Here is a 22,847-nt window from a genome sequence, read left to right as displayed (position 1 = left end):
ATGGCAGGGGTAGCTGGATTCGAACCAACGGATGCCGAGATCAAAACCCGGTGCCTTACCACTTGGCGATACCCCTATCTACACTTTAAACTGAACTAAAGGTGATTCTTGTAAACTGTTGACCAGGTAAGCTTTACATGGTGCATTTGCAAGAATATCTTCGATATTCAGATTTTCAGTGACTTCAATAAACACACAAGCACCTGTACCTGTAAGCTTTGCTTTTCCGAACTGGTCGAGATATTGCATTGCTTCATCGACTTCAGGATATAAGCTTCTTGCCAGTGGCTCAAAGTTATTTCCAAAATCAGATGGCGTTTCCTGATAGGCGCAAAATTTAGAGCTCTTCGTGTCTCTTGTCAATGCTTTTTGCGAAAAAAGCAGTTGAGTGCTGATAAAACAATCAGGTTTTAACACAATGAATTTTTTTTGATCTAAGTCTATGAATGTTAAGTGTTCACCAATGCCTTCAGCCCAGGCATTTTTACCATGCACAAATATCGGGACATCTGCACCTAGCTTGACCCCAAGCTCTGCCAGTTGTTCAACATTTAAACCGCACTGCCAGAGCTGGTTTATCACAATCAGGGTCGTCGCGGCATTGGAAGACCCTCCACCCAGACCTGCACCCATCGGAATGTTTTTTTCCAGACGGATCTTTAGCCCGCAAGGCGTTTTGGCATAAGGCTTCAACAACTGTATTGCCCGATAGATTAAATTCTGTTCCAGATCGACAGAGGCCAGACCTTCAATCTGAATCGCATCATCGGCACTTGGTTCAAGCTCCAGCCAGTCATACAGGTCAATCAGCTGAAAAATACTTTGTAGTTCATGATAGCCATTTTCACGGCGACCGGTAATATGTAAGAACAAATTCAGTTTAGCAGGCGAAGGAACACGAATTATCATGGGCTGGAATCAGGTCAATTAACGGTTTTCAATGATCATTGTAATACGGTTTTCCGCGCCATTTTCAAGTGACTGCTTTAAAATCAAGCGGTTTGGCATTCTGGCCTGCGCATTATAATTAAGATCGACTGTCCAGCCCTGTTCCATAATCTGGCTAATCCGTTGCGTGTCGTCTTTTTGTAATTTTGCAGAGGTAGTTGCAGGACGGGCCTGTACCCAGTCCACTAAATAACTGATCGGTGCTTGCCAGCCGGTTGCACGTTGCAGTAATTCTTCGGCACTGGCTGCTTGAATCACACCGGTTTTTGCGCTGTTTAAGGTTACTTGTCCCGGGGTGCCAGAAATTTGGGTTTTACCCACGCCTAAGATACCGCTGAGCTCAATATCAAATTCTTCCTGCTGTTGTACCCAGGTAAAGAATGCACTGCCAGTCTGTTGAGGAGTGCGAACACCAATTTTACCTTGCAGCTGGAATTGATTGTCTGCCTGGACAGAAGGCGTCACGGGCTTTTGTGGATTGATCATCTGCTGACAGCCAGTCAAGAATAAGGCAGTTGCTGCAAAGGCACAGCAACCCAATTGGCTCAAATTGCGCATAAATAAATTAACTCGTTTGGGTTTGTGGTGCTAACAATAGCGAATTAAGTTGTTTCAATTCTGGGTCATTTGGATGATTTTGTTGTAATTGTTGTAACACTTGATGAAATTGTTGTAGATCACCTTTCATGTATAACGAACGAGCATAACGCACGCCAATCTTCACATTCGGGTTCAACTGATAAGCTTTGTATAACACGTCCGCAGCCGTGGCAAAGTCATTCTGTAAATAACAGATATAACCATAGGTATCCAGAATTGATGCCTGTTCGGGTGCATATTCCAATGCCTGTTCGACATAGCGACGTGCTTCTTCCAGACGGCGGTTCTGCATCGCCAGAGTATAGGCATAGGCATTCAGGTAGGTCGGACTGTTCGGTTCAATGCTGAGTAAAGTGGTGAGTAGTTCGTCCAGCTTGACACGATCCTGGTGCGGGTCCAGTAACAGGACTTGCGCGTAAACCAGTTCAGGGTCATCCGGCAGGTTTTTACTGGCTTCTTCCAGCAGGCGAATGGCAGCTTTTTTGTTCTGCATACGCGTCAAGATATCCGCCTGGGCCAGATAGAGAAAGCTGGCATGTTGTGGATAATTTACTCTTTCCTGGGTTAAGAAACGCAGTGCATCATGCAGTTTATCCTGCTGGGCGAAAATTGAGATTATATTGCGACGTGATACAGTATACAGACTGCCATCGACCAGACGGTAATAGGCTTTGGCCGTTTCGTAATGCTGTTTGCGTTCCGCATTGACAGCAAGATAGTAATAGGCTTCGTTCTGATACTGTGCAGAATAACGCAGTTCGACCAGATATTTTTCGGCCTTTTCGTATTCTTCCAGATCAATGCTGGTCAATCCGGCAATGAACAGGGCTTCTTCAGCAGTCGGCCATTTCTTTAGAATATCCTGCAGTTTTTTCAGCGCCAAACTTGCTTCATTCAGTTTGACCAGATATTTGACCTCAGCCAGACGCACGTCCAGATTATTGCGGTGCTTGCGGCTGGATTTTGCATACCATTCCCGTGTGGCATTGGTATCGCCTAACGCGCTCAGCAGGTTGGCCTTCATTAGAATATAACCAGTTGCCTTTGGACGTTTCTTCAAGGCACGGTTAATTGTGTTTAATGCCTGTTTCAGCTGGCCATTTTGTGCTTCCAGTCCGGCCACAAGGACGAGAATAGACGGATTGTCCCGAGCCTTGGTGGTGCTTAAAGCCTGAATCAGATAAGTACGATCCTCTGTTCCTTCGGGGGAAATTCCTGCCAGAATTTCTTCCAGATCGGCACTATCATCAATTTGCAGGATTTTTTCCAAGGTCTCTGCAGCCAGTTCATACTCATGCGCTTTTAAAGCAATATGCGATAAATAAAATAGGGCAGGGACATCTTGCGGCTCTTGTACCACCCAGTGTGTGGAAATGTCCAGGGCCGCCTGCAAGTCATTATGTTCTAGTGCGACATTTAACGCACGCTGTTTGACTGAAGTGGAGTTGCTCTTGATCGCCAGCACCGTATAGTTGTGCAAAGCAGTGGGAATGTCATGGGCAGCGATGGCAAACTCGGCCATCATACTTTGTTTTATCGCATCATAATTTTGATTTGCATGGTAAACTGCTTCCGCTGCATAGAGATGCGCAGTCGAAGCCATGCTACCCACCAGTAGGAATGTGGTAGAATATTGCTTAATTGTAGGGCCGTTGATACGGCTGATTGTTTGACGCAATTTTTTCTTGATCCAAGTAATGCTTTTTATGACACCGATGTTGCACAATAGCATAAATTTAGTGAAATGATGACCTGATATGTCTTTCTTTGCATTGGGTGTCAACCATCAAACTGCCTCTGTAGAATTGCGGGAACAGGTGGCTTTTAACCCTGAAAAGTTAAGAGACATTCTTGCCGAACAAAGCCAGCACCCTGAACTGAATGACATGGTGGTGGTGTCTACATGTAACAGGACCGAAGTTTATGCCATGTCAGAAAACGCTGACATGGTGCTGAACTGGCTCGCCCAAAAAAATGGGGTGGATGTCAAGCAACTGCAGCAGCATGTCTATCGTTACGAAAATGCGCAGGCAGTAACTCACTTGATGCGTGTCGCCAGTGGTTTGGATTCACTGATGTTGGGTGAACCGCAAATTCTGGGACAGGTCAAAACCGCCCTCTCTTTGGCCAAAGACTCTCATACAGTTTCGCGTGATCTCAACCGGATTTTTGAATATGCCTTTTATGCCGCCAAACGCGTGCGTTCGGAAACGGCTGTCGGCAGCCATGCCGTCTCGATGGGATATGCGGTGGCGCAACTTGCTCTGCAAGTATTTAGTCACCCTGACAAGCTGACCATTATGATCGTGGCAGCCGGGGAAATGAACAGTCTGGTGGCCAAACACCTCGCAGAGATGGGGGTAGGCAAGATCATTATCTGTAACCGTACCCGCGAGCGTGCGGATATTCTGGCACAGGAAATTGCACATCGGGTTGAGGTCGAAATTATAGATTTTGATCAGCTTGCAGAAAATCTGCATCGTGCCGATGTCATTTCCAGTTGTACCGGCAGTTTGCATCAGGTGATCCATTTTGCCGATGTGAAGGCTGCACTGAAAAAACGCCGTTACCAGCAGATGCTGCTGGTCGATCTGGCCGTACCGCGTGATATTGATGCCAAAGTAGAAAGCCTGGACGGGGTTTATCTGTATGGGGTCGATGACCTGCAAAGTGTCATTGAGGAAAATCTGGCACAGCGGCGTCAGGCTGCGGTTGAAGCCGAGATCATGGTCAATCAGCTGGCTACAGAACTGATAACCCAGCAAAAGGTCAAACAGGCCGGGGCGACCATTCATGCTTACCGTGACCACGGGGAAACATTACGTCAGGAAGAGCTGGCATTGGCAATGCAACGAATTGCCAAGGGCGAAAAGGCGGAAACGGTACTGGCTGATTTTTCACATCGCTTAACCCAAAAACTGTTGCATCCAACTTCTATTGTGCTGCGTGAGGCGGCCAAAGCAGAAGATCCTGCCTATTTTGAGCTGTTGCAGGAAGAACTGGGCAATGTGGTTGCGAAACGTCGTAAATCCAGGCATTCATTTTAATCAGTATGATGAGAGGCTTGGTTCTTTGCTGATTGGCACTTCAACATAAAACCTAGCCTGATTATTTGAAAAAATTATAAATAATACTGTGATCTAGTCTGACTTCATTTGATTCAAAAGAATTAATAATTTGAAAAATCAGTCTTCTAACAGGGTCATCGAGCGTTTCCGATCAATCTCATAAATCTGCATTTTCAGGTTTTTCATTTCAGCAATGCTGCTAAATTTCTTGGATTTAATCTTGTTTTTTAAACACTGATATTGCAGCTTGGTTGAAAAATCAGCCGCGAGCTTATCGGCCTGTTCTGGCGATGAGGTGTAATCGCTGACATTGGCATGCTGCAAAATATGCTGCAGTTCATGATGATGGGCTGCACAGGCACCGAGCACATAATAGATCGACAGTTCTGGGTCATCCGGCAGGTCATCAAAAATCACATTCAGAATATTCAGAATTTTAAACAGCAGCTGATCTTCAGAGACCAGCGCGCGCAACGGTTCAAAATGAATATACAGATAAGGGTGATTCATCAAGATCGCAATTACATATTCTTCGGCATCAATTTTGGTACTAAAGCTTAAGGATGCATCCGTATTGACCTTGGGTTGCCATTTACGGTTAAAGCCCAGTTTTTCCCGGAAAAATTGCTGCAGCAGATAACGGAAGGAACCGTGTTTGGGCAGTAGCTCGGTCAGATTTTTTAGTTCACCCATAACCTGACTCTTGCCTTCAGGTGTGGTGATGTCCTGATTTTGGGTCAGATGGGCAAACACGAAGTCCGACATCAACGGCGCCTGTTCCAGCAAGCGTCTGAAGTTTTCTATCCCTTCACGACGGATCAATGAATCCGGGTCATGGTCAGCGGGCAAAACAAAGAATTTCAGCTCTCGGCCATCATTCAGCAGGGGCAGGGCAATATCCAGAGTACGGCGTGCTGCTTTTTGACCGGCAGCGTCCCCATCAAAGGCAATGGTCAGCCGGTTGCTCTGCTTGAACAGAATATTCAGATGATCCGTATTACTGGCTGTACCTAAAGTGGCTACTGCGCCATGAATGCCATATTGCTGGAGCGCAATGACATCCATATAGCCTTCGACCATCAGCCATTCTTGGGCTTTCTGTTTGCGGCCTTCATAGAGACCGTAAAGCAACTGGTTTTTATGGAAGACTTCAGAATCTGGCGAGTTGATATATTTCGGCTTGATCTCGTCATTGAGTGCGCGACCACCAAAACCAACTACACGACCCTTGGTATCACGGATCGGGAAAATAACCCGCTCACGCAGCAGGTCAAAGTCACGACCACTGTCGCTGGTGCGAATCAGACCTAAAAGTTTTAAGCCTTCAATATCCTGAGGAAAGGCCTTTTCCAGATGTTGCCAGTCTTCAGGCGCATAGCCTAAGCGCCAATAAGCAATGGTCTCTGCAGTCAGACCACGCTGCTTAAAGTATTGCTGAGCACTTGAGCTATTTGGGAGTTGGTGCTCATAGAACTGCGCGATATTTTCCAGCAGATCATAGAGATTGCCATCTTGCTGAACTTCCGCCATGGGCAGATGTTCAAAAGAAGCAAAAGGGTCACCATAAAAATCCTGTTCGGCTGCCTGAAACTCTGCAAATGGGTCAAAACTCGCCGTAGATGCAGCAGTATTATTTTCTGTTGGTGCATTATTTTGTTGCGGCTGAGCTTGTGGAACAGCTTGAGCAGGCGCAATTTTAGGTTTGGCTGCTTCACGTTTATATTTTAATTTATTGGAATCGGTATTATCTTTAGGCAGTTCGATTCCGGTCTGGCTGGACAGGTCCTTCATTACTTCGACGAAATTACGGCTGCCAATGTCCATCAAAAAACGGATGGCATTACCATTAGCCTGACAACCAAAACAGTGAAAATACTGTTTATCGCGATAGACGTGAAAAGACGGTGATTTTTCCTGATGGAACGGACAACAACCCGAATAAGTACGACCCGTTTTTTTTAGTTTCACGTATTGACCAATCACATCGACAATATCGGTGCGATCGAGAATCTGATCAATCGTATGTTGAGGAATGGCCATGGTCTGCTGAGCTTCTCGTGCTGCGTTATTTAGGGGTTAAATCATTGAAAATTAAGAGCCGGATGATTATTCCAATCCTATAAATGAATTACTTGGTATAACCTTTTTGCACAATTTGTTCAAGCATTGCTCAGAAAATGCAAAAGGGCAAGTATGATAACTTGCCCTTTGCAAAAATGCACCTGTAACAGTTGGCTTATTCAGCAGTCGGTTCAGCTTGCTCGGTTGTTGTATTTTTCGGACGGTCGAGTAAACCAAACGTCATACGGTTGGTCAGGCTGCGTTTTTCTGCCTGTGATTCTGGAGACTGGGTAGAAGGATCCGTTACAGTCTTGGCTTCTTTACCAAAAATACCCAAGGTTGCACGGTTAAAGAAGCTGCCTTCACTACGTGCTGCACGTAGGTTCACCGTACCATTGGCATTGACCAGGCCAGGATAGTTCAGTTTGAGCACTTCAATATATTGCTGTGAAGTGGCTTTATCGCCCAGTTTGTCATAGCCATAGGCAACTGTTGCCAAAGCTTCCGGAATCTGCGGAGTTTGAGGATAATGTTCGATTACCCACAAGCCACGCTCAACTGCTGCCAGATAAGCCTTACGCTTGATATTGAAACGTGCTGCATTCATTTCATGCTCAGCCAGTTCCTGACCGATAAACTTCATACGTTGTGCTGCATCGACTGCATACGTGCTAGATGGGTAACGGCGAATGAAATCGACAAAATTCTGGTAAGCCAATTTCAGGTAGCTGACATCACGGTGTGACTGTTTCAGTGAGGTATAACGCATCAGACCGTTATAATTCTGTTCCATGTTGGCGACACCACGTACATAGTAGGCGTAGTCGACATTTGGATGTTGCGGGTTCAGACGGATAAAACGCTCTGCCAGTGTAACTGCAGCTTCATATTCTTTTTGCTGGAATTTTACATACAACAGCTCAAGCTGGGCTTGTGGAGCGTACTGACTGGTCGGGAAATAAGTTTCCAGCGCTTCTAGCTGTTTTGCTGCATCGGTATATTGATTACGATCTAGCGCTTTCTGTGCTTTTTGAATATAAACCTGTTCGCTAGATTCCGGACCTTTATCCACGACGTCTTTTTTTGTTGGATTACTGCTACAGCCTACCATTGCCGATGCAATGCCTAATGTCACAGCAAGCATTGTCATTTTATAATGTGGTAGCGACATAAAAATTCCTCTGTTAATACGGGCAATGAGCTACAATTGCACTATTAAACCACTTTTGTCTGAATGAGCAAATGAGTCAAGCACAATCTTCCAATTCTAATATCCCTGATACTGATTTCAATTTACTTGAAGATTCTGAGGATGCAGATAACCATACTTCAGAAGCAACTGCAACACGTTTATCGTTGCAATTTCAACTGGATGAAACTTATATCGGGCAACGAATCGACCAGATTGCAGCGATGGTCTGGAGCGATTTTTCCCGAGAAAAATTAAAGCAATGGATCAAAGAAGGTAATTTATTGGTGAATGGCCAACCGGTCAAGCCTAAATTTAAAAGTGATGGTTTTGAAATCCTGACCTTAAATGTCGAGCTTGAAGCGCAAACGCGCAGCCTGCCGGAAGACATTCCACTGGATATCATCTATGAAGATGAAGATATTATCGTCATCAACAAACCAGTCGGTATGGTGGTACATCCGGGTGCCGGCAATACCTCAGGCACCTTGGTGAATGCTTTATTACATCACTATCCAAAATCTTCTGAACTGGCGCGTGCAGGTCTGGTACATCGTATCGATAAAGATACCAGCGGTTTGTTGGTGGTTGCTAAAAATCTGGAAGCACAGTTTGCCTTAAGCAAACAGCTTGAGAAGAAATCGGTGTATCGTCTCTATGATCTGGTGGTTTACGGCAACATTATTGCTGGCGGCACCATTGATGAGCCGATCAAACGCCATCCGGTGGATCGTGTAAAAATGGCAGTTCTGCCAGGCGGCAAGGATGCAGTAACCCATTACAATGTTAAAGAGCGGTTCCAGCACTTCACCCGTGTTCAGGCACGTCTGGAAACCGGACGTACCCATCAGATTCGTGTGCATTTTAGCTATATCGGCTATGGCCTGGTGGGTGATCAGGTATATATGCCGCGTGTCCGTATGCCTGCAGGCGCATCGCAATTGCTAGATGATACTTTACGTGGCTTTAAGCGTCAGGCTTTACATGCCGTGCAACTGGGACTGAAACATCCGCGTACCAAAGAAGAAATGACCTTTGAAGCACCGTGGCCGGAAGACTTTGCCAATCTGGTGGAAGTGCTGCGTACCGAAAACAAAGCCTATTAATCTTTTTATTTAGCTCGCGTCAAAGCAAGGAATCGAGATGCAATTTGTACCAGGACTTCCACCAGGTGTGTATGTGGGTCAGACCCGTGTTTATCATGCGAAAGTGCAGCCATCTACACAGCCTGAACTTGCAGGTTTTAATCTGGCCTTGCATGTGCAGGATGATGCGCAACGGGTACAACAGCATCGTATGGCTTTACTGCAGGATTTCGCTGCCTTTGGCGTAGATAAAATTACCTGGATGACCCAGACGCATAGCACCATCTGTCATACGATTAATGAGCAGATGCCTTTTGAGGCACTGGTAGGAGATGGTCTGGTGACGCAGCGTAAACAGCATGCTCTGATGATGATGACTGCAGACTGTTTGCCAGTTGTATTAGGCAATGCGGAAGGTATGGAAGTTGCGAACTTGCATGCCGGCTGGCGGGGACTCGCAGGAGGTATTATCGAAAATACCCTTGCAGCCATGCAGACTCCGCCGACTTGGGCGTGGCTCGGTGCAGCCATTAGTCAACCTTGTTTTGAAATTGGTGCTGAAGTAAAAGCAGCTTTTTGTGAGAAATATCCTGAACTGGACAGTGCGTTTCAGCCCGGTGGACAGGCTGGTAAATATTATGCTGACCTGTATGCGATTGCGCGTTATATCTTGCAGCAACACGGCATAAATACCGTATTGGGTGGGGATCAGTGTTCTTATCGTCAGGCGGATGAATATTTCTCTTATCGCCGCGAAGCTAAAACCGGGCGTATGGCGACATTCGTGTTTATGACATGAAAATGTTAAACTTAACTGAATTTTTTGGCTTTTGAGCGTTATGTCCCTATCTTCCAAATCTGTTGCGATTGTTTATCACAGTCCTTATGGACACACGGCTAAAGTGGCAAATTTTATTGCCGATGGTGCACGGGAAACCGGTGTTCAGGTACATATGATGAATGTCGAACATATAGACTGGGAGGTGCTGGACGCTGCCGATGCGATTATCTTTGGCTGTCCAACCTATATGGGTAGCCTGACAGCTGCCATGAAGCTGTTTATGGAACAGTCTTCCAAGCGCTGGCTGGCACGTAGCTGGCAGGGTAAGCTGGCAGCAGCCTTTACCAATGGTGGCGGACTCAGTGGCGACAAGTTGGCAGTATTGCAGCAGATCAACCTGTTCGCCATGCAGCATGGCATGTTGTGGAGTGGCTTGCCATTAATGCCGACAGGACGTGCCGTCACGGATCTGAACCGGATGTCGAGCTTTTTGGGTTTAATGACCCAGTCGGATAATGCGCCAGTAGAGTTGACCCCGCCTGAAGGTGATTTAAAAACTGCATTCTGGTTTGGTGAGTATATTGCCCTGACGCTTGCGCGACTAAATAGTCATACTTAAAATCATAAAAAAAACCTCCAAATGCGGAGGTTTTTTTATATGCAACTTTTAATCCATTATTTATGGAAAATTCGCGCTTTATCACGTTGCCAGTCACGGTCTTTTTCAGTAGCACGTTTGTCATGGAGTTGCTTACCTTTGACCAGGGCAATTTCCAGCTTGGCATGCGGGCCTTTCCAGTAGCAGGCCAACGGTACGCAGGAATAACCTTTTTGATTAATTGCACCTTGCAATTTTTCAATTTCACGACGGTTCAGCAACAGCTTGCGAGTACGGGTTGCTTCAGGCACTACATGGGTCGAGGCGCTTAACAAAGGTTGAACCTGAGCACCAAACAGGAAAGCTTCACCATTTTTAAAGGTAATATAGCTTTCGACAATGGTCATACGCCCAGCGCGCATTGATTTGACTTCCCAGCCTTTTAATGAAAGCCCCGCTTCAAATTTCTCTTCAATAAAATAATCGTGGCGGGCACGTTTATTCAGTGCAATGGTACCGCCATTATTTTTTTTTACTACAATAGATGCTTTCGCCATAATCTGATACTTCCAAACGTGCTGCTATTGTACCGCAACTAGAAATAAGGTGAAGTTTTTTAAATTAATGAGGATTATTCACCAAAAAAACAAGTTTTTGCTAAAATAAGATTCTACATAACAAACAGAGTACAAATGGATGTCTAAAACTCGTGTGATTTATCCGGGGACTTTTGATCCAATTACCAATGGACATATTGATTTGGTAACACGCGCAGCGCGAATGTTTGATGAAGTCGTAGTGGCGATTGCCATTGGTCATCATAAGAATCCGGTATTCAGTCTGGAAGAGCGAGTTGAGCTGGCCCAAGAGTCATTGAGTCATTTGGACAATGTTGAATTTGTAGGTTTTGATGGTTTGCTGGTCAATTTCTTTCGTGAACAAAAAGCGACGGCTGTACTGCGTGGTTTGCGTGCAGTGTCCGATTTCGAGTATGAATTTCAGCTGGCCAATATGAACCGGCAGCTGGACTCCCACTTTGAAGCAGTGTTTTTGACCCCTTCAGAGCAATATTCTTTTATTTCATCCACTTTGGTGCGTGAAATTGCTCGATTAAGAGGTGATGTAACCAAGTTTGTACCACCAAACGTGGTTGCTGCCTTCGAGCGTAAACTTCAACAAGGTTGGTAGCGTGTCTTTATATATCACCGATGAATGCATTAACTGTGATGTCTGTGAACCTGTATGCCCGAATGAGGCGATTTTCATGGGTGAAGTCATCTATGAAATTAACTCGGACCTGTGTACGGAGTGCGTCGGACATCATGATCAACCGCAGTGCCAGCTGTTCTGTCCGGTGGATTGTATTCCACTGGATCCGAATCATGCTGAAACGCAGGAACAGCTGCAAGCCAAGTATGAAAAACTGACTGCTCAAAAAACATCAAGCAATTAGTCTGGATATTTGGTACTATGCCGCTCGAAGTGAGCCAGACGATCGCTGCTGTGGAAATCTCCGTGATTGAAGCAGGGGAGGAAAGTCCGGGCTTCATAGGGCAAGGTGCCAGGTAACGCCTGGGCGGTGCAAACCGACGGCAAGTGCAGCAGAGAGAAGACCGCCTTCATTATGTTTTCGAGCAATCGGAATCGGAGGTAAGGGTGAAAGGGTGCGGTAAGAGCGCACCGCATGGCTGGTAACAGTTCATGGCGAGGTAAACCCCACCGGAAGCAAGACCAAATAGGAATCCATTAGGCATGGCCCATGCTGGATTCGGGTAGGTCGCTTGAGCGCATGAGTGATTGTGCGCCTAGAGGAATGATCGTTCACGACAGAACCCGGCTTATCGGCTCACTTCAACAAATTTTGATCAAACAGTGCATTATGGGGTTGACGCTCTTTAAAGAAAATCTCATAATGCGCGCACAGTTTAAGGCTATGTAGCTCAGTTGGTTAGAGCACCGCACTCATAATGCGGGGGTCACAGGTTCAAGTCCCGTCATAGCCACCATATTCTGAAAAAACCCACTCCGATTGAGTGGGGTTTTTTATGTCTGATATTTGATGATGATGTTGGTGGAAAATCTGAAAAGCACTACAATAGTTAAAATAAAACAAATAACAAGAATATGTATGATGATTAAAAATTTAATACTATCAACTCTGATTTTCTTTATTGCTTTACCTGTTTTTGCTGCAGATTCAATTAAGTCACTTCTTTTTAAAGAAAAAAATATTTCCAAAGCAGAAATAAGATCAATTTGTCAAAAAGTAAAATTTAGTTGTGATGAGAGTGATGCAAAACTTTGGGTAGTTAAAATTGCTGAAGCTGAAAAATATTATTTAATTGATGAAAATTTACAAATTATTCAGCTTTCAAAAAATCTTGGAAAATATCAAATCATTGATTATTGGGATCTAACCACGTATCAACAGGTTTATGCGCTTAAAGAGGATAAGAGTGGTATAGAATTTATATATCCTGCCTTATACCCACTCAATCGGCATAGTTATGCTATTGCCTTAATTCATGGCTGGGTTTCAAATGATGCAGGTGAACAGAATGCACAGTTTATTCAATTACTTCCAAAAGGAAAGACAAAACTGGTCTTCGAGCATTTACCTTTTTACGAATACCAGAATCGACTTTCCTGCTACAAAGATATGAAAGATAAAAAGAATAATTATTGTGATGATCAGAAGGAGACCGTACTTAAGATCAGCTATAGAGATGTAGGATTGGCTTATTATGAATGGCGTTTAAGTTATTTGAATATAAACTGGCTTAAGAATAATAAAATCGACGAATATAAACAGCGGAGTTTGGCGTTAATCCCTTTTATTCAAGCGCAGTAAAGGCATGTAGCAGTGATCTAAAATCATCCGTTTGCAACTGCTCACGCATTTTTAAAAACTGCTTTTCATCTAAGTCATAGAGCTTTATTAATCATAGTGTCAGCCCAAAAGGGAGAATTGTTAGCTATTTTCAAAGTTAACTTTATTTTTCTTTTGACTGATCCGGTTCATTTTTCGAACTGGCTAAAGTACTATTTAAAATTGCACTATAGATAGGCGTTGCACCTAACGTTTGTGCCATAAATGTTGCTGCCAGACAGGTAATAATCAGCGGTAGAATGAGCACAAAACTTCCCGTCATTTCCATAACAACCATGATACCTGTTAGTGGGGCGCGAATTGTGGCAGCAAAAAGACCAGCCATCCCCAGCACTGCACAGTTCAGTAATTCAATATCATATTGAGGAAAAACGGGCTGTGCGATCATGCCAAACAACACCCCTATAATTGCACCTAAAGCAATTGTCGGTGCGAAAATACCGCCAGGCGCACCTGAACCGAAACATAAAATAGTGGCAATAAAACGTAAACACAGAAGAATCAAAAGCGGATAGAACATGGTCATGCCATCTACAAGATTTGGCAAAATAGCGAAACCACCCCCTGTCATTTCAGGTTTTAGTAAGCTTAAAACCCCAAAAGTACCTGCAAGCACAGCACCTGTTAAAGGAAAGAAATATTGTTTCTTTTGATAAAACAAACCCAGAATACGACGTAAAGTTAAAATAAGAGAATTGGATAAAGAACCAATCAAGCCAAGAAACAGACCTAAAAAAATATAAATCCAGACAGATTTTAAGGGGGCTGCCAAAAAAGTCCCCATATCTAAAATGGGATTAGACCCCATAATAAACTGATAGACCATGCAAGAAGTAATACAGCCAACAAAAACAGCTTTAATAGAGGCCTTGGTATAAGTAAATTCAGGCCGCATCTCTTCAATAACAAACAAGATGCCACTCAGCGGTGCATTAAATGCAGCAGTAATACCTGCACCTGCACCAGTCGCAATGAGAGTATGGAGAGACTCATTATTTTTAACTTTACATAGGTCGGCAGTCATTTTTCCGAGATTGGCACCTATTTGCACAGTAGGTCCTTCACGTCCTAAGACCATTCCGCTACCTAATGCGCCTAAACCACCAAAAAATTTAACAGGAATGACACGCCACCAGCGTACTGGGCGTAAATTGAGTAGTGCTCCTTCGACTTCGGGAATTCCTGATCCTCCTGTTTCAGGGGCAAACCTTTGTACAAGATAATAGGCAAACGCACCCATAGCAGCAGTGATGCAGAAAATTAAAAAATAGCTTAAATAGGGTGAGGCATGCTCAACATGCTGTGAGAACTGTTCACGGTAGCTAACTGTATAATTAATGCAAATATGAAAAAGGGAGCCAAGTAAACCTGTTGCAGCGCCCACAATGCTGGCGAGTATAAGAATGATAAAAGGTGAGCGTTTTTGCCAGCTTTCTATCTTATGGGTTGCAGTACTGGCGAGTACTTTGGCTGTTTGCATACGCTATCCTGCACTTGGCTTTTCTAATTATAATTGAACACCTTGGCGGTATTTTTACACACTCTGTATCAAAACTTTCTAGTTATCGATATTGGACTGAGCAGTATTTAAGGTCTCTATGTTAAATAAAGTGCCAGTTGCTGAATGTCATCTGTTTGTAATTGTTCACGGATTTTTAAAAACTGCTTTTCATCAATGTCATAGATTTTTAAAGAAAGCAGTTTGTGTATATCTTCCTGTGGAAAGCGGTATTTGATAATCTTTGCAGGTACACCACCCACTACTGCATATGCGGGTACATCTTTGGTCACGACTGCACCCGTAGCTACCACAGCACCCTCACCGAGGGTTACGCCTTGCATAATCATGGCACGCGAACCAATCCAGCAACCATCACCAATGATCGTGTCACCCGCAAGCTCAAAACCCCGTGTATCGAACGGAAATGCTGAAATCCAGTCGGTACGATGCAATTGATTGCCCCCCATCATAATCACACATTCCGCACCAAAGCAGACAAAATTGCCAATAAAGAGCTGATCAATAGGTTTTTCTGCTGTGGCGGGTTTGTCGTGCAAATAGCGCACGACACAACGTTCAAAGCCTTGATCCCAATAAGCTGAATAATAAGAGTAATTGCCTTTGATGTGGATGTTGGGGTTTTTCACAGTTTTGGAGATGAATTCGAATTCACACCAGTGATTCACAGGAGAATTAATTAACTTTTCAGACATGAGGAGGCTATAATCACAAGGAGTGCACCATTATACCGAATTGCCCTTTAAGCTGAATCAACAATCTCAAGTCAGCTAGTGAATCGAATATTAAAGCACGTGCTGACCTTGCTTAAGTGCTACGAGGAATACGGGCAATCACTTTAATTTCAAAATCAAAACCTGCTAACCACGTGACACCTACAGCTGTCCAATTAGGATAAGGCTTTTGCGTAAACACCTGATTTTTCACCTTCATGATGCTTTCGAACTGCCGTTCCGGATCAGTATGAAAGGTGGTGACATCAACAATATCATCGAATGTACAACCAGCCGCTGCCAATGTCGAAGCTAAATTTTCAAAAGCCTGTTCTACCTGTTTTTCGAAATGCGGTTCAGGAGAGCCATCTTCACGGCTACCGACCTGACCCGATACAAATAGTAAATCTTCCGATTTGATCGCAGCAGAATAACCATGCTGTTCATATAGGGCATGGCGGTCTTGGGGAAATATCGCAGTTCTAGTCATGTCTATTCTCATTCAACATCTAATTTATAAGTGAGTGAAAGCAGTCCAACTTTCACATACGCATCGTATGTCAAAATAATTGACATACGATGCGTATGTCAATTAAAATTTTTATAAAGATGGTGTGATGAAAATAAATGTCTGTCCGTGAACAAAAGATGGCGGAAACCCGCAAGAAATTAATTGAAGTGGCACGCCGTGCATTTGCAGAATATGGCTATGCGGACACTTCAATGGATAAGCTTACTGCAGAGGCAGGATTGACCCGTGGTGCGTTGTATCATCATTTTGGTGATAAAAAGGGCTTATTTGCTGCAGTAGTCGAACAGATCGATTCGGAAATGGCTTTATCTGCGCAGCAACATCTGGAGCAGCCTGATGATCTGTGGGAAGGATTGTTGCTTGAAGGTCAAACCTATATTCAAAATGCCTTGAAGCCGGAATTCCAGCGCATTGTGCTGCGTGACGGACCGGCTGTGCTAGGTGATCCTGCACATTGGCCAAGTCAAAACAGATGTTTGCAGTCCACGCGTGAATGTGTTGAACAACTGTTGGTAGCAGACCGAATTAAAACAGTTGATCCGGAAGCTGCTGCGGTATTTTTAAATGGTGCTGCAATGAATGCAGCACTCTGGGTGGCTTCTAGCGAATATCCTGAGCAGGTACTGCCTAAGGCTTTACATGCATTTAATTTATTTGCCTCGGGGTTTTTAAAAGAAGCACAGCACTAATTCGTTTGTAGGAAGCGTGTAAAGGTAAAAAACCCCTCAATTGAGGGGGTTTTTAAGCTTAAGTATCTAATATTTAGATATATTCAACTTTTACAATTTCGTATTCAACTTCACCGTTTGGTGTATTGATTTTCACATCGTCGCCTTCGCTTTTACCCAAAAGGCCACGTGCAATCGGCGAGTTTACAGAGATCTTGTTAATCTTAAAGTCTGCTTCGTCATCGCCTACAATTTTGTAGGTTTTCTGTTCTTCAGTATCCAGATTTTCAATCGTGACTGTTACACCAAAAACCACACGACCATTCTGTTCCAGTTCTTTGACATCGATCACCTGAGCTGCACCCAGTTTGCCTTCGATGTCCTGAATACGGCCTTCACAGAAACCTTGCTGTTCACGTGCTGCATGGTATTCTGCATTTTCTTTTAAGTCGCCGTGTTCACGAGCTTCCGCAATCGAAGCGGTGATACGTGGGCGATCAACTGTTTTCAGTTGGTGTAATTCTTTCTCTAAGGCAATTTTGCCTTCAGGTGTCATAGGATAACGTTGCATGTTGTCCCTCAAAAGTCAGTTGAAAGATATAAAATCTATAAATAAAAAAAAGCCCGCCACCAAGAAGGTAGCGGGACTTCTTGGAAGCGAATTAACCTTTAGTTAGGTCTTGCAAACGATATACATCCATTGGCAATTTAATTGCTAAAGCTTGGCATACAGCGTCCGCACCATTCAATGTAGTTGTGTTATACACTTTACCTTGAAGCGCTGAACGACGGATCGAGAATGAGTCTTCTTGTGCCTTTTTGCCTTCAGTCGTGTTAATCACAAGGTGGATTTCGCCGTTTTTGATACGGTCCACAATGTTAGGACGACCTTCAGTTACTTTATTGACACGTTCGCATTCCAGACCAGCTTCGCTAATCACTTTAAATGTACCATCAGTCGCAAGAATCTTGAAGCCTAGGTCAATTAATTGTTTCGCAATGCCGGCAGCACGTGGTTTATCTGAGTCACGTACCGAGATGAAAGCATGTTTGACTTCACCTTCAGTTGGAAGACCAGGTAAACGCTCATTTGCACCCAGTACAGCTTTATAGAATGCTTCACCGAATGTTTTACCCACACCCATCACTTCACCTGTAGATTTCATCTCAGGACCAAGGATCGGATCAACACCAGGGAATTTGTTGAATGGGAACACGGCTTCTTTTACAGAGAAGTGTTCAGGAATAATCTCTGATGTGAAGCCTTGCGACTCAAGAGATTGACCTGCCATACAACGTGCAGCAACTTTCGCTAAAGATTCGCCGATACACTTAGAAACGAACGGTACAGTACGTGATGCACGTGGGTTCACTTCCAGGATGTAAACGTCTTCACCTTTAACCGCAAACTGAACGTTCATCAAACCAATGACGCCAAGCTCTTTTGCCATTGCCACAGTTTGACGACGCATTTCGTCCTGAATCTCTTTAGATAGAGAGTAAGGAGGAATTGAACATGCTGAGTCACCTGAGTGAATACCCGCTTGTTCGATGTGCTGCATGATACCGCCGATTACCACATCTTTACCGTCAGATACGCAGTCTACGTCAACTTCGATCGCATCATCTAAGAAGCGGTCAAGAAGAACAGGCGCTTCATTTGATGCCTGAACCGCATCACGTAAGTAGCGTTTGAGTTCTTCGTCGTTGTACACGATTTCCATCGCGCGACCACCAAGGACGTAAGAAGGACGTACTACAAGTGGGTAGCCAACTTTAGACGCTTCAGCCATACCTTCTTCAGCAGATTTTACGATGCTGTTGTTTGGTTGACGAAGTTGCAGACGTTGAATCATTTGCTGGAAACGTTCACGGTCTTCTGCGCGGTCAATCGCGTCAGGTGATGTACCAATGATTGGTGCACCAGCTTCTTCTAAAGCACGCGCCAATTTCAATGGTGTTTGACCACCGTACTGTACGATAATGCCTTTAGGCTTCTCGATACGTACGATTTCAAGTACATCTTCCAACGTAATTGGTTCGAAGTACAAACGATCTGAAGTGTCATAATCTGTAGACACCGTTTCAGGGTTACAGTTCACCATAATGGTTTCATAACCATCTTCACGCATTGCAAGCGCCGCGTGTACACAGCAGTAATCGAATTCGATCCCTTGACCAATACGGTTAGGACCGCCACCAATCACCATGATCTTGTCACGGGTTGAAGGGTTGGCTTCACACTCTTCATCGTAAGTTGAATACATGTACGCTGTATCAGATTCGAATTCTGCAGCACATGTATCGACACGTTTGTAAACTGGCGTTACGCCCAGATTCCAACGGTGTTTACGGAATTGTTTTTGTGAAATACCCATCAAGTCCGCAATGCGAAGATCTGATAAACCTTTACGTTTAAAGCTACGGATATTCTCCGCGTTTAAATCACCAAAACCTAAAGTTTTGATTTGGTTTTCAGTTTTAATGATGTCTTCGATTTGAATCAAGAACCAGCGGTCAATGTTCGTTGCAGCGAATACTTCGTCTAAAGTAAAGCCGTGACGGAATGCGTCGCCCACATACCAGATACGCTCTGGACCTGGTACTTTAAGTTCTTGCAAGATTTTGTCGCGCGCGCCTTCAGCACCCACTTCAATTTTTTCGTCAAAACCAGAAGCACCCACTTCAAGACCACGAAGGGCTTTTTGTACAGATTCCTGGAAGTTACGACCAATCGCCATGACTTCACCGACAGATTTCATCTGTGTAGTTAAAGTCGCATCAGCTTGTGGGAATTTCTCGAAGTTAAAACGAGGAATCTTGGTTACAACGTAGTCGATTGCAGGTTCGAATGATGCAGGTGTTGTACCGCCAGTGATGTCATTTTTCAGCTCATCAAGCGTGTAACCTACAGCCAGTTTTGCAGCGATTTTCGCAATCGGGAAACCAGTTGCTTTCGATGCAAGCGCAGATGAACGAGAAACACGCGGGTTCATCTCGATCACAACCATACGGCCATCTTTCGGGTTAATACCGAACTGAACGTTCGAACCACCTGTTTCAACACCAATTTCACGAAGTACAGCTAAAGAAGCGTTACGTAGTAACTGGAATTCTTTATCTGTAAGCGTTTGAGCAGGAGCAACAGTGATTGAGTCACCTGTATGTACGCCCATTGGGTCAAAGTTTTCAATGGTACATACAATGATACAGTTGTCGTTTTTGTCACGAACAACTTCCATTTCGTACTCTTTCCAGCCAATTAATGATTCATCGATCAATAACTGTTTGGTTGGAGAAAGATCGAAACCGCGTTCACAGATTTCAATGAATTCTTCTTTGTTGTATGCAATACCGCCGCCTGAACCACCCATGGTGAAAGATGGACGGATAATCACAGGGAAGCCGAAGCGAGCTTGAATTTCTAGAGCTTCTTCCATTGACTCAGCAATGTCAGCTTTCGGACATTCAAGACCGATTTTACGCATTGCCTGGTCAAACAGTTTACGGTCTTCAGCTTTTTCGATTGCTTCTTTGGTCGCACCGATCAATTCAACATTATATTTTTCTAAAATGCCGTGCTCATCAAGGGCAAGGGCACAGTTCAATGCTGTTTGACCACCCATAGTAGGAAGAACTGCGTCTGGACGTTCTTTCTCAATGATCGCTGCAACAGTTTGCCAGGTAATCGGTTCGATATACGTTGCATCTGCCATTGCAGGGTCGGTCATAATGGTTGCTGGGTTAGAGTTCACCAAAATAACACGGTAGCCTTCTTCACGAAGAGCTTTACACGCTTGCGCGCCTGAATAGTCAAACTCACACGCCTGACCAATCACAATAGGACCAGCACCAAGAATTAAGATGCTTTTAATGTCTGTACGTTTAGCCATGATGCTTCCTTAATTACTTCTTAGATGCTTCGATAAGTTCGATGAAATGATCGAACAATGGTGCGCAGTCATGTGGACCAGGGCTTGCTTCAGGGTGACCCTGGAAGCTGAACGCAGGCTTGTCTGTACGATGAATCCCTTGAAGGGTTTGGTCGAACAGCGATTTGTGCGTCGCTTTAAGGTTTGCAGGCAATGTATCTGCATCCACTGCAAAGCCATGGTTTTGTGAAGTAATCATCACTGTACCAGTTTCGATGTTCTGTACAGGATGGTTGGCACCGTGGTGACCGTGAGGCATTTTCACAGTCTGAGCACCGCTTGCAAGCGCAAGAATTTGATGACCCAGGCAGATACCAAATACAGGTACGTTGCGGGCATCTTCTACAATTGTTTTTACAGCTTCAATTGCGTAGTCACATGCAGCCGGATCGCCAGGGCCGTTCGATAAGAACACGCCATCTGGATTCAGTGCAAGTACGTCAGCAGCAGGAGTTTGCGCAGGCACAACAGTCAATTTACAACCGCGGTCTGCGAGCATACGTAAGATGTTGGTTTTGACACCGTAATCGTATGCAACAACATGAAATTTAAGTTCAGGTTGGGAGAAGCCTTTTCCAAGAGTCCAAGAACCTTCAGTCCACTCGAAGCCGTCAGGATCACAACATTCTTTTGCAAGGTCTAAACCATTCAAACCACCGAATGCGCGTGCTTTTTCTAGTGCTTCTTCTTCAGTGATGTTTTCGCCTGCAAGAATACAACCGTTTTGTGCACCTTTATCACGTAAAATACGTGTTAATCGTCGCGTGTCGATGTCAGCAATGGCAACTACATTGTGCTGTACTAAATATTCACCTAGTGATTGTTCAGCACGGAAGTTACTGTGTAATAAAGGAAGGTCACGGATAATTAAACCGTTCGCCCATACTTTATGAATACGACCTGATTCTGTGTCTTCTTCATTGCAACCCGTGTTACCGATATGTGGGTAAGTTAAAGTTACAAGTTGCTGTGCATAACTTGGATCAGTCAAAATTTCTTGATAGCCAGTCATGGCAGTGTTGAAAACGACTTCGCCAGTCGTACTACCCGGTGCGCCAATCGAAGTACCTTTAAAGATAGTTCCGTCGGCTAGGGCTAAAATTGCTGGGGTGCTCAAACCAAAGCTCCTGAAATTTAGGCTGTAAAAAAGCGAGAAGACGAAAAAAAAGGAAGGCTATTTTTTTAACCAACCCTCCTATGTCTGCTCGCTTGAACTTAACACGGCATTATACGCAGAATGACCCTTGAAGTCCAATGGCTTTGCAGCGAAAGTATGAGATAAATGGCTTGCTTTTTGCATGGAAGTCTGTTTTGTAGACAATGTGAAAAAATGTAAGCAATTAATAATTGTCAGACAAATCAAATCTTAATTTTTATCAGATCTACTAATATAGCTTAAGTCAACATAACAATAGGAATAAGACAAATGACTACAGCCCCGAAATCTACTACATCTAAAAAAGTTACCCCAAGCGTAGTCAGTGAAACTGCCGAAAAGCTTGAAAAAGTGGCGGTTGAGGCTAAAGATCAGGCAATTGAAACCATCGAAGAAAGTAAAGAAAAGCTTGAGGTCGAAGCGAAGCAGTTAACTGATACTGTGCAGGAACAATTGCGTCAATTAAAGCAGGAAGTGTTGCAGCGTATTGATACTTTAAAAGAGCAGATTTTCGGTTCGCAGAAAGAATTAACTGAATTAAAAAGCTTTATCAAGACAGAATTCAGCGCGGTCATTGAAGACCTGTCCAATCTGGGTAAAGAGCTGAAAGAAGATGTCAGTCAGATTTCGACCAAGCATAAAGAGCATTTGACTGGTACGTTTAAACGTTCTAAAGACAGTACCATTGAAGTATTGAAAAAAGTTAAACCCGTCATGAAGACGGAAAGCTCATACAAAAGTCCTGAGCTGAAAAGTTAGGCTGCGCTGAAAGGCCGCTATTTAAAAAGGAGAACAATGATATGTTCTCCTTTGTCTTTATGCAGCAAAACGGACTCACAATAACAATTAGAGGGGGTCACGATGCCACAGCATTATTTTATAGGTGTACTTATTTTACTGATATTGATCATGCTGCTGAATCTGGAAAGCGGATTGAGGCGCATACTTTATCTGGGTGTAATCCTGTTATGTCTTGGAATACTCGGACCAGTGTTTGGGAGCATTCTTCTAATGATCATTACTTTTGCTTTTATACTCTATGCTGCCGTGAAATCTATTCAGGAACAGCATCATCTGCATCATTAAAACATGTACACGGGAAATAAT

General features: G+C 44.0%; 22 protein-coding genes, 2 tRNA genes, 1 other RNA gene and 1 pseudogene. 12 read left to right on the top strand and 14 right to left on the bottom strand.

Translation table 11 applies throughout. The features are described from left to right. Position 1: 1 nt before the first annotated feature. The 4 genes from VXQ11_RS09195 to VXQ11_RS09180 form a co-directional block, all read right to left on the bottom strand. Positions 2-76, bottom strand: a tRNA-Gln gene (locus VXQ11_RS09195). A 2-nt stretch (positions 77-78) separates the two neighbouring features. Further along, positions 79-906: a 4-(cytidine 5'-diphospho)-2-C-methyl-D-erythritol kinase gene (ispE, locus tag VXQ11_RS09190; RefSeq protein WP_171255304.1), complete on the bottom strand. Its 828-nt coding sequence runs from the start codon at positions 904-906 to the stop codon at positions 79-81. Between the two features lie 21 nt (positions 907-927). Then, positions 928-1,506, bottom strand: coding sequence for a lipoprotein insertase outer membrane protein LolB (gene lolB / locus VXQ11_RS09185; RefSeq protein WP_064102435.1), 579 nt, complete (start codon positions 1,504-1,506; stop codon positions 928-930). 7 nt (positions 1,507-1,513) lie between these two features. Then, positions 1,514-3,226 (bottom strand): tetratricopeptide repeat protein, encoded by a 1,713-nt coding sequence (locus tag VXQ11_RS09180; RefSeq protein WP_416705883.1) that lies wholly within the window; start codon positions 3,224-3,226, stop codon positions 1,514-1,516. A 79-nt stretch (positions 3,227-3,305) separates the two neighbouring features. Here VXQ11_RS09180 and hemA point away from each other — a divergent pair, with 79 nt between their 5' ends. Continuing rightward, a complete protein-coding gene (hemA, locus tag VXQ11_RS09175) occupies positions 3,306-4,595 on the top strand; it encodes a glutamyl-tRNA reductase (protein ID WP_416705882.1) in 1,290 nt (429 codons plus the stop codon). A 138-nt stretch (positions 4,596-4,733) separates the two neighbouring features. On the opposite strand, the gene VXQ11_RS09170 is transcribed toward hemA, so the two are convergent. Beyond that, positions 4,734-6,656: a DNA primase gene (locus tag VXQ11_RS09170; RefSeq protein ID WP_416705881.1), complete on the bottom strand. Its 1,923-nt coding sequence runs from the start codon at positions 6,654-6,656 to the stop codon at positions 4,734-4,736. A gap of 196 nt (positions 6,657-6,852) precedes the next feature. Then, complete coding sequence (locus VXQ11_RS09165; RefSeq protein WP_144724361.1) at positions 6,853-7,848, bottom strand: outer membrane protein assembly factor BamD; 996 nt, start codon at positions 7,846-7,848, stop codon at positions 6,853-6,855. A gap of 71 nt (positions 7,849-7,919) precedes the next feature. Here VXQ11_RS09165 and rluD point away from each other — a divergent pair, with 71 nt between their 5' ends. Genes rluD through VXQ11_RS09150 form a run of 3 tightly spaced genes read left to right on the top strand, consistent with a single transcriptional unit; the run spans position 7,920 to position 10,351 of the window. Next, complete coding sequence (gene rluD, locus VXQ11_RS09160; protein WP_064102432.1) at positions 7,920-8,972, top strand: 23S rRNA pseudouridine(1911/1915/1917) synthase RluD; 1,053 nt, start codon at positions 7,920-7,922, stop codon at positions 8,970-8,972. A gap of 37 nt (positions 8,973-9,009) precedes the next feature. Then, entirely contained in the window at positions 9,010-9,750 is a 741-nt protein-coding gene (pgeF, locus tag VXQ11_RS09155; RefSeq protein ID WP_191730541.1) for a peptidoglycan editing factor PgeF, read from the top strand. Positions 9,751-9,790: 40 nt separating this feature from the next. Then, positions 9,791-10,351: a flavodoxin family protein gene (locus tag VXQ11_RS09150; protein ID WP_064096342.1), complete on the top strand. Its 561-nt coding sequence runs from the start codon at positions 9,791-9,793 to the stop codon at positions 10,349-10,351. Positions 10,352-10,407: 56 nt separating this feature from the next. Here the strand turns inward: VXQ11_RS09150 and smpB are convergent, their stop codons facing one another. Further along, positions 10,408-10,887 carry an SsrA-binding protein SmpB gene (smpB, locus tag VXQ11_RS09145; RefSeq protein ID WP_064096341.1) on the bottom strand — a complete coding sequence of 160 codons (480 nt, stop codon included), beginning with the start codon at positions 10,885-10,887 and terminating at the stop codon, positions 10,408-10,410. A 139-nt stretch (positions 10,888-11,026) separates the two neighbouring features. On the opposite strand from smpB, the gene coaD reads away from it, so the two are divergent. From coaD to VXQ11_RS09120, 5 genes are all read left to right on the top strand, one after another. After that, the gene (gene coaD, locus VXQ11_RS09140) at positions 11,027-11,518 is read left to right on the top strand and encodes a pantetheine-phosphate adenylyltransferase (RefSeq protein ID WP_416705879.1); all 492 of its coding nucleotides are present in this window, start codon (positions 11,027-11,029) and stop codon (positions 11,516-11,518) included. 1 nt (position 11,519) lies between these two features. Then, positions 11,520-11,783 carry a YfhL family 4Fe-4S dicluster ferredoxin gene (locus VXQ11_RS09135; protein ID WP_064102430.1) on the top strand — a complete coding sequence of 88 codons (264 nt, stop codon included), beginning with the start codon at positions 11,520-11,522 and terminating at the stop codon, positions 11,781-11,783. A gap of 26 nt (positions 11,784-11,809) precedes the next feature. After that, positions 11,810-12,187, top strand: an RNA gene (gene rnpB / locus VXQ11_RS09130) — RNase P RNA component class A. A gap of 72 nt (positions 12,188-12,259) precedes the next feature. Continuing rightward, positions 12,260-12,336, top strand: a tRNA-Met gene (locus VXQ11_RS09125). Between the two features lie 122 nt (positions 12,337-12,458). Beyond that, on the top strand, positions 12,459-13,181 hold the full coding sequence (locus tag VXQ11_RS09120) for a hypothetical protein (RefSeq protein WP_416705877.1): 723 nt from the start codon (positions 12,459-12,461) through the stop codon (positions 13,179-13,181). On the opposite strand, the pseudogene VXQ11_RS09115 reads toward VXQ11_RS09120, so the two are convergent. From VXQ11_RS09115 to VXQ11_RS09100, 4 genes and pseudogenes are all read right to left on the bottom strand, one after another. Continuing rightward, positions 13,165-13,269: pseudogene (locus tag VXQ11_RS09115) on the bottom strand (antibiotic acetyltransferase); the annotation flags it as partial. The gene VXQ11_RS09120 and the pseudogene VXQ11_RS09115 sit on opposite strands and share 17 nt — an antisense overlap. A gap of 54 nt (positions 13,270-13,323) precedes the next feature. Continuing rightward, complete coding sequence (gene clcA, locus VXQ11_RS09110; RefSeq protein WP_064102862.1) at positions 13,324-14,700, bottom strand: H(+)/Cl(-) exchange transporter ClcA; 1,377 nt, start codon at positions 14,698-14,700, stop codon at positions 13,324-13,326. A 116-nt stretch (positions 14,701-14,816) separates the two neighbouring features. Then, on the bottom strand, positions 14,817-15,434 hold the full coding sequence (locus VXQ11_RS09105) for a CatB-related O-acetyltransferase (RefSeq protein ID WP_416705876.1): 618 nt from the start codon (positions 15,432-15,434) through the stop codon (positions 14,817-14,819). A gap of 112 nt (positions 15,435-15,546) precedes the next feature. Next, positions 15,547-15,942, bottom strand: coding sequence for a RidA family protein (locus tag VXQ11_RS09100; protein ID WP_416705875.1), 396 nt, complete (start codon positions 15,940-15,942; stop codon positions 15,547-15,549). A 137-nt stretch (positions 15,943-16,079) separates the two neighbouring features. On the opposite strand from VXQ11_RS09100, the gene VXQ11_RS09095 reads away from it, so the two are divergent. Beyond that, on the top strand, positions 16,080-16,673 hold the full coding sequence (locus VXQ11_RS09095; RefSeq protein ID WP_416705874.1) for a TetR/AcrR family transcriptional regulator: 594 nt from the start codon (positions 16,080-16,082) through the stop codon (positions 16,671-16,673). A gap of 73 nt (positions 16,674-16,746) precedes the next feature. On the opposite strand, the gene greA is transcribed toward VXQ11_RS09095, so the two are convergent. The 3 genes from greA to carA all read right to left on the bottom strand — a co-directional run bounded on the left by greA (position 16,747) and on the right by carA (position 21,701). After that, positions 16,747-17,223 (bottom strand): transcription elongation factor GreA, encoded by a 477-nt coding sequence (gene greA, locus VXQ11_RS09090; RefSeq protein ID WP_144724369.1) that lies wholly within the window; start codon positions 17,221-17,223, stop codon positions 16,747-16,749. A 91-nt stretch (positions 17,224-17,314) separates the two neighbouring features. After that, on the bottom strand, positions 17,315-20,545 hold the full coding sequence (gene carB, locus VXQ11_RS09085) for a carbamoyl-phosphate synthase large subunit (protein ID WP_416705872.1): 3,231 nt from the start codon (positions 20,543-20,545) through the stop codon (positions 17,315-17,317). Positions 20,546-20,558: 13 nt separating this feature from the next. Next, on the bottom strand, positions 20,559-21,701 hold the full coding sequence (gene carA / locus VXQ11_RS09080) for a glutamine-hydrolyzing carbamoyl-phosphate synthase small subunit (protein ID WP_064096332.1): 1,143 nt from the start codon (positions 21,699-21,701) through the stop codon (positions 20,559-20,561). A 309-nt stretch (positions 21,702-22,010) separates the two neighbouring features. Between carA and VXQ11_RS09075 the strand changes: the two genes are divergently transcribed. Both VXQ11_RS09075 and VXQ11_RS09070 read left to right on the top strand, forming a co-directional pair. After that, a complete protein-coding gene (locus VXQ11_RS09075; protein WP_416705870.1) occupies positions 22,011-22,499 on the top strand; it encodes a hypothetical protein in 489 nt (162 codons plus the stop codon). A gap of 102 nt (positions 22,500-22,601) precedes the next feature. Beyond that, positions 22,602-22,826 carry a hypothetical protein gene (locus tag VXQ11_RS09070; RefSeq protein WP_064102856.1) on the top strand — a complete coding sequence of 75 codons (225 nt, stop codon included), beginning with the start codon at positions 22,602-22,604 and terminating at the stop codon, positions 22,824-22,826. Positions 22,827-22,847 lie beyond the last annotated feature (21 nt).

This window comes from Acinetobacter sp. 197 (assembly GCF_048148385.1).
Lineage (GTDB): Bacteria > Pseudomonadota > Gammaproteobacteria > Pseudomonadales > Moraxellaceae > Acinetobacter > Acinetobacter pecorum.
The sequence above is the reverse complement of the archived record's forward strand: the minus strand, read 5'-3'. Positions and strand labels throughout refer to the sequence as shown.

Bases quoted from the DNA above. Each gene is read 5' to 3' on its own strand.
- clcA (WP_064102862.1), bottom strand. From the start codon at position 14,700: ATGCAAACAGCCAAAGTACTCGCCAGTACTGCAACCCATAAGATAGAA.
- VXQ11_RS09150 (WP_064096342.1), top strand. From the start codon at position 9,791: ATGTCCCTATCTTCCAAATCTGTTGCGATTGTTTATCACAGTCCTTAT.
- VXQ11_RS09165 (WP_144724361.1), bottom strand. From the start codon at position 7,848: ATGTCGCTACCACATTATAAAATGACAATGCTTGCTGTGACATTAGGC.
- VXQ11_RS09095 (WP_416705874.1), top strand. From the start codon at position 16,080: ATGTCTGTCCGTGAACAAAAGATGGCGGAAACCCGCAAGAAATTAATT.
- VXQ11_RS09100 (WP_416705875.1), bottom strand. From the start codon at position 15,942: ATGACTAGAACTGCGATATTTCCCCAAGACCGCCATGCCCTATATGAA.
- rluD (WP_064102432.1), top strand. From the start codon at position 7,920: ATGAGTCAAGCACAATCTTCCAATTCTAATATCCCTGATACTGATTTC.
- pgeF (WP_191730541.1), top strand. From the start codon at position 9,010: ATGCAATTTGTACCAGGACTTCCACCAGGTGTGTATGTGGGTCAGACC.
- lolB (WP_064102435.1), bottom strand. From the start codon at position 1,506: ATGCGCAATTTGAGCCAATTGGGTTGCTGTGCCTTTGCAGCAACTGCC.
- smpB (WP_064096341.1), bottom strand. From the start codon at position 10,887: ATGGCGAAAGCATCTATTGTAGTAAAAAAAAATAATGGCGGTACCATT.
- carB (WP_416705872.1), bottom strand. From the start codon at position 20,545: ATGGCTAAACGTACAGACATTAAAAGCATCTTAATTCTTGGTGCTGGT.
- greA (WP_144724369.1), bottom strand. From the start codon at position 17,223: ATGCAACGTTATCCTATGACACCTGAAGGCAAAATTGCCTTAGAGAAA.
- VXQ11_RS09070 (WP_064102856.1), top strand. From the start codon at position 22,602: ATGCCACAGCATTATTTTATAGGTGTACTTATTTTACTGATATTGATC.
- hemA (WP_416705882.1), top strand. From the start codon at position 3,306: ATGTCTTTCTTTGCATTGGGTGTCAACCATCAAACTGCCTCTGTAGAA.
- VXQ11_RS09120 (WP_416705877.1), top strand. From the start codon at position 12,459: ATGATGATTAAAAATTTAATACTATCAACTCTGATTTTCTTTATTGCT.
- VXQ11_RS09105 (WP_416705876.1), bottom strand. From the start codon at position 15,434: ATGTCTGAAAAGTTAATTAATTCTCCTGTGAATCACTGGTGTGAATTC.
- VXQ11_RS09170 (WP_416705881.1), bottom strand. From the start codon at position 6,656: ATGGCCATTCCTCAACATACGATTGATCAGATTCTCGATCGCACCGAT.
- VXQ11_RS09075 (WP_416705870.1), top strand. From the start codon at position 22,011: ATGACTACAGCCCCGAAATCTACTACATCTAAAAAAGTTACCCCAAGC.
- coaD (WP_416705879.1), top strand. From the start codon at position 11,027: ATGTCTAAAACTCGTGTGATTTATCCGGGGACTTTTGATCCAATTACC.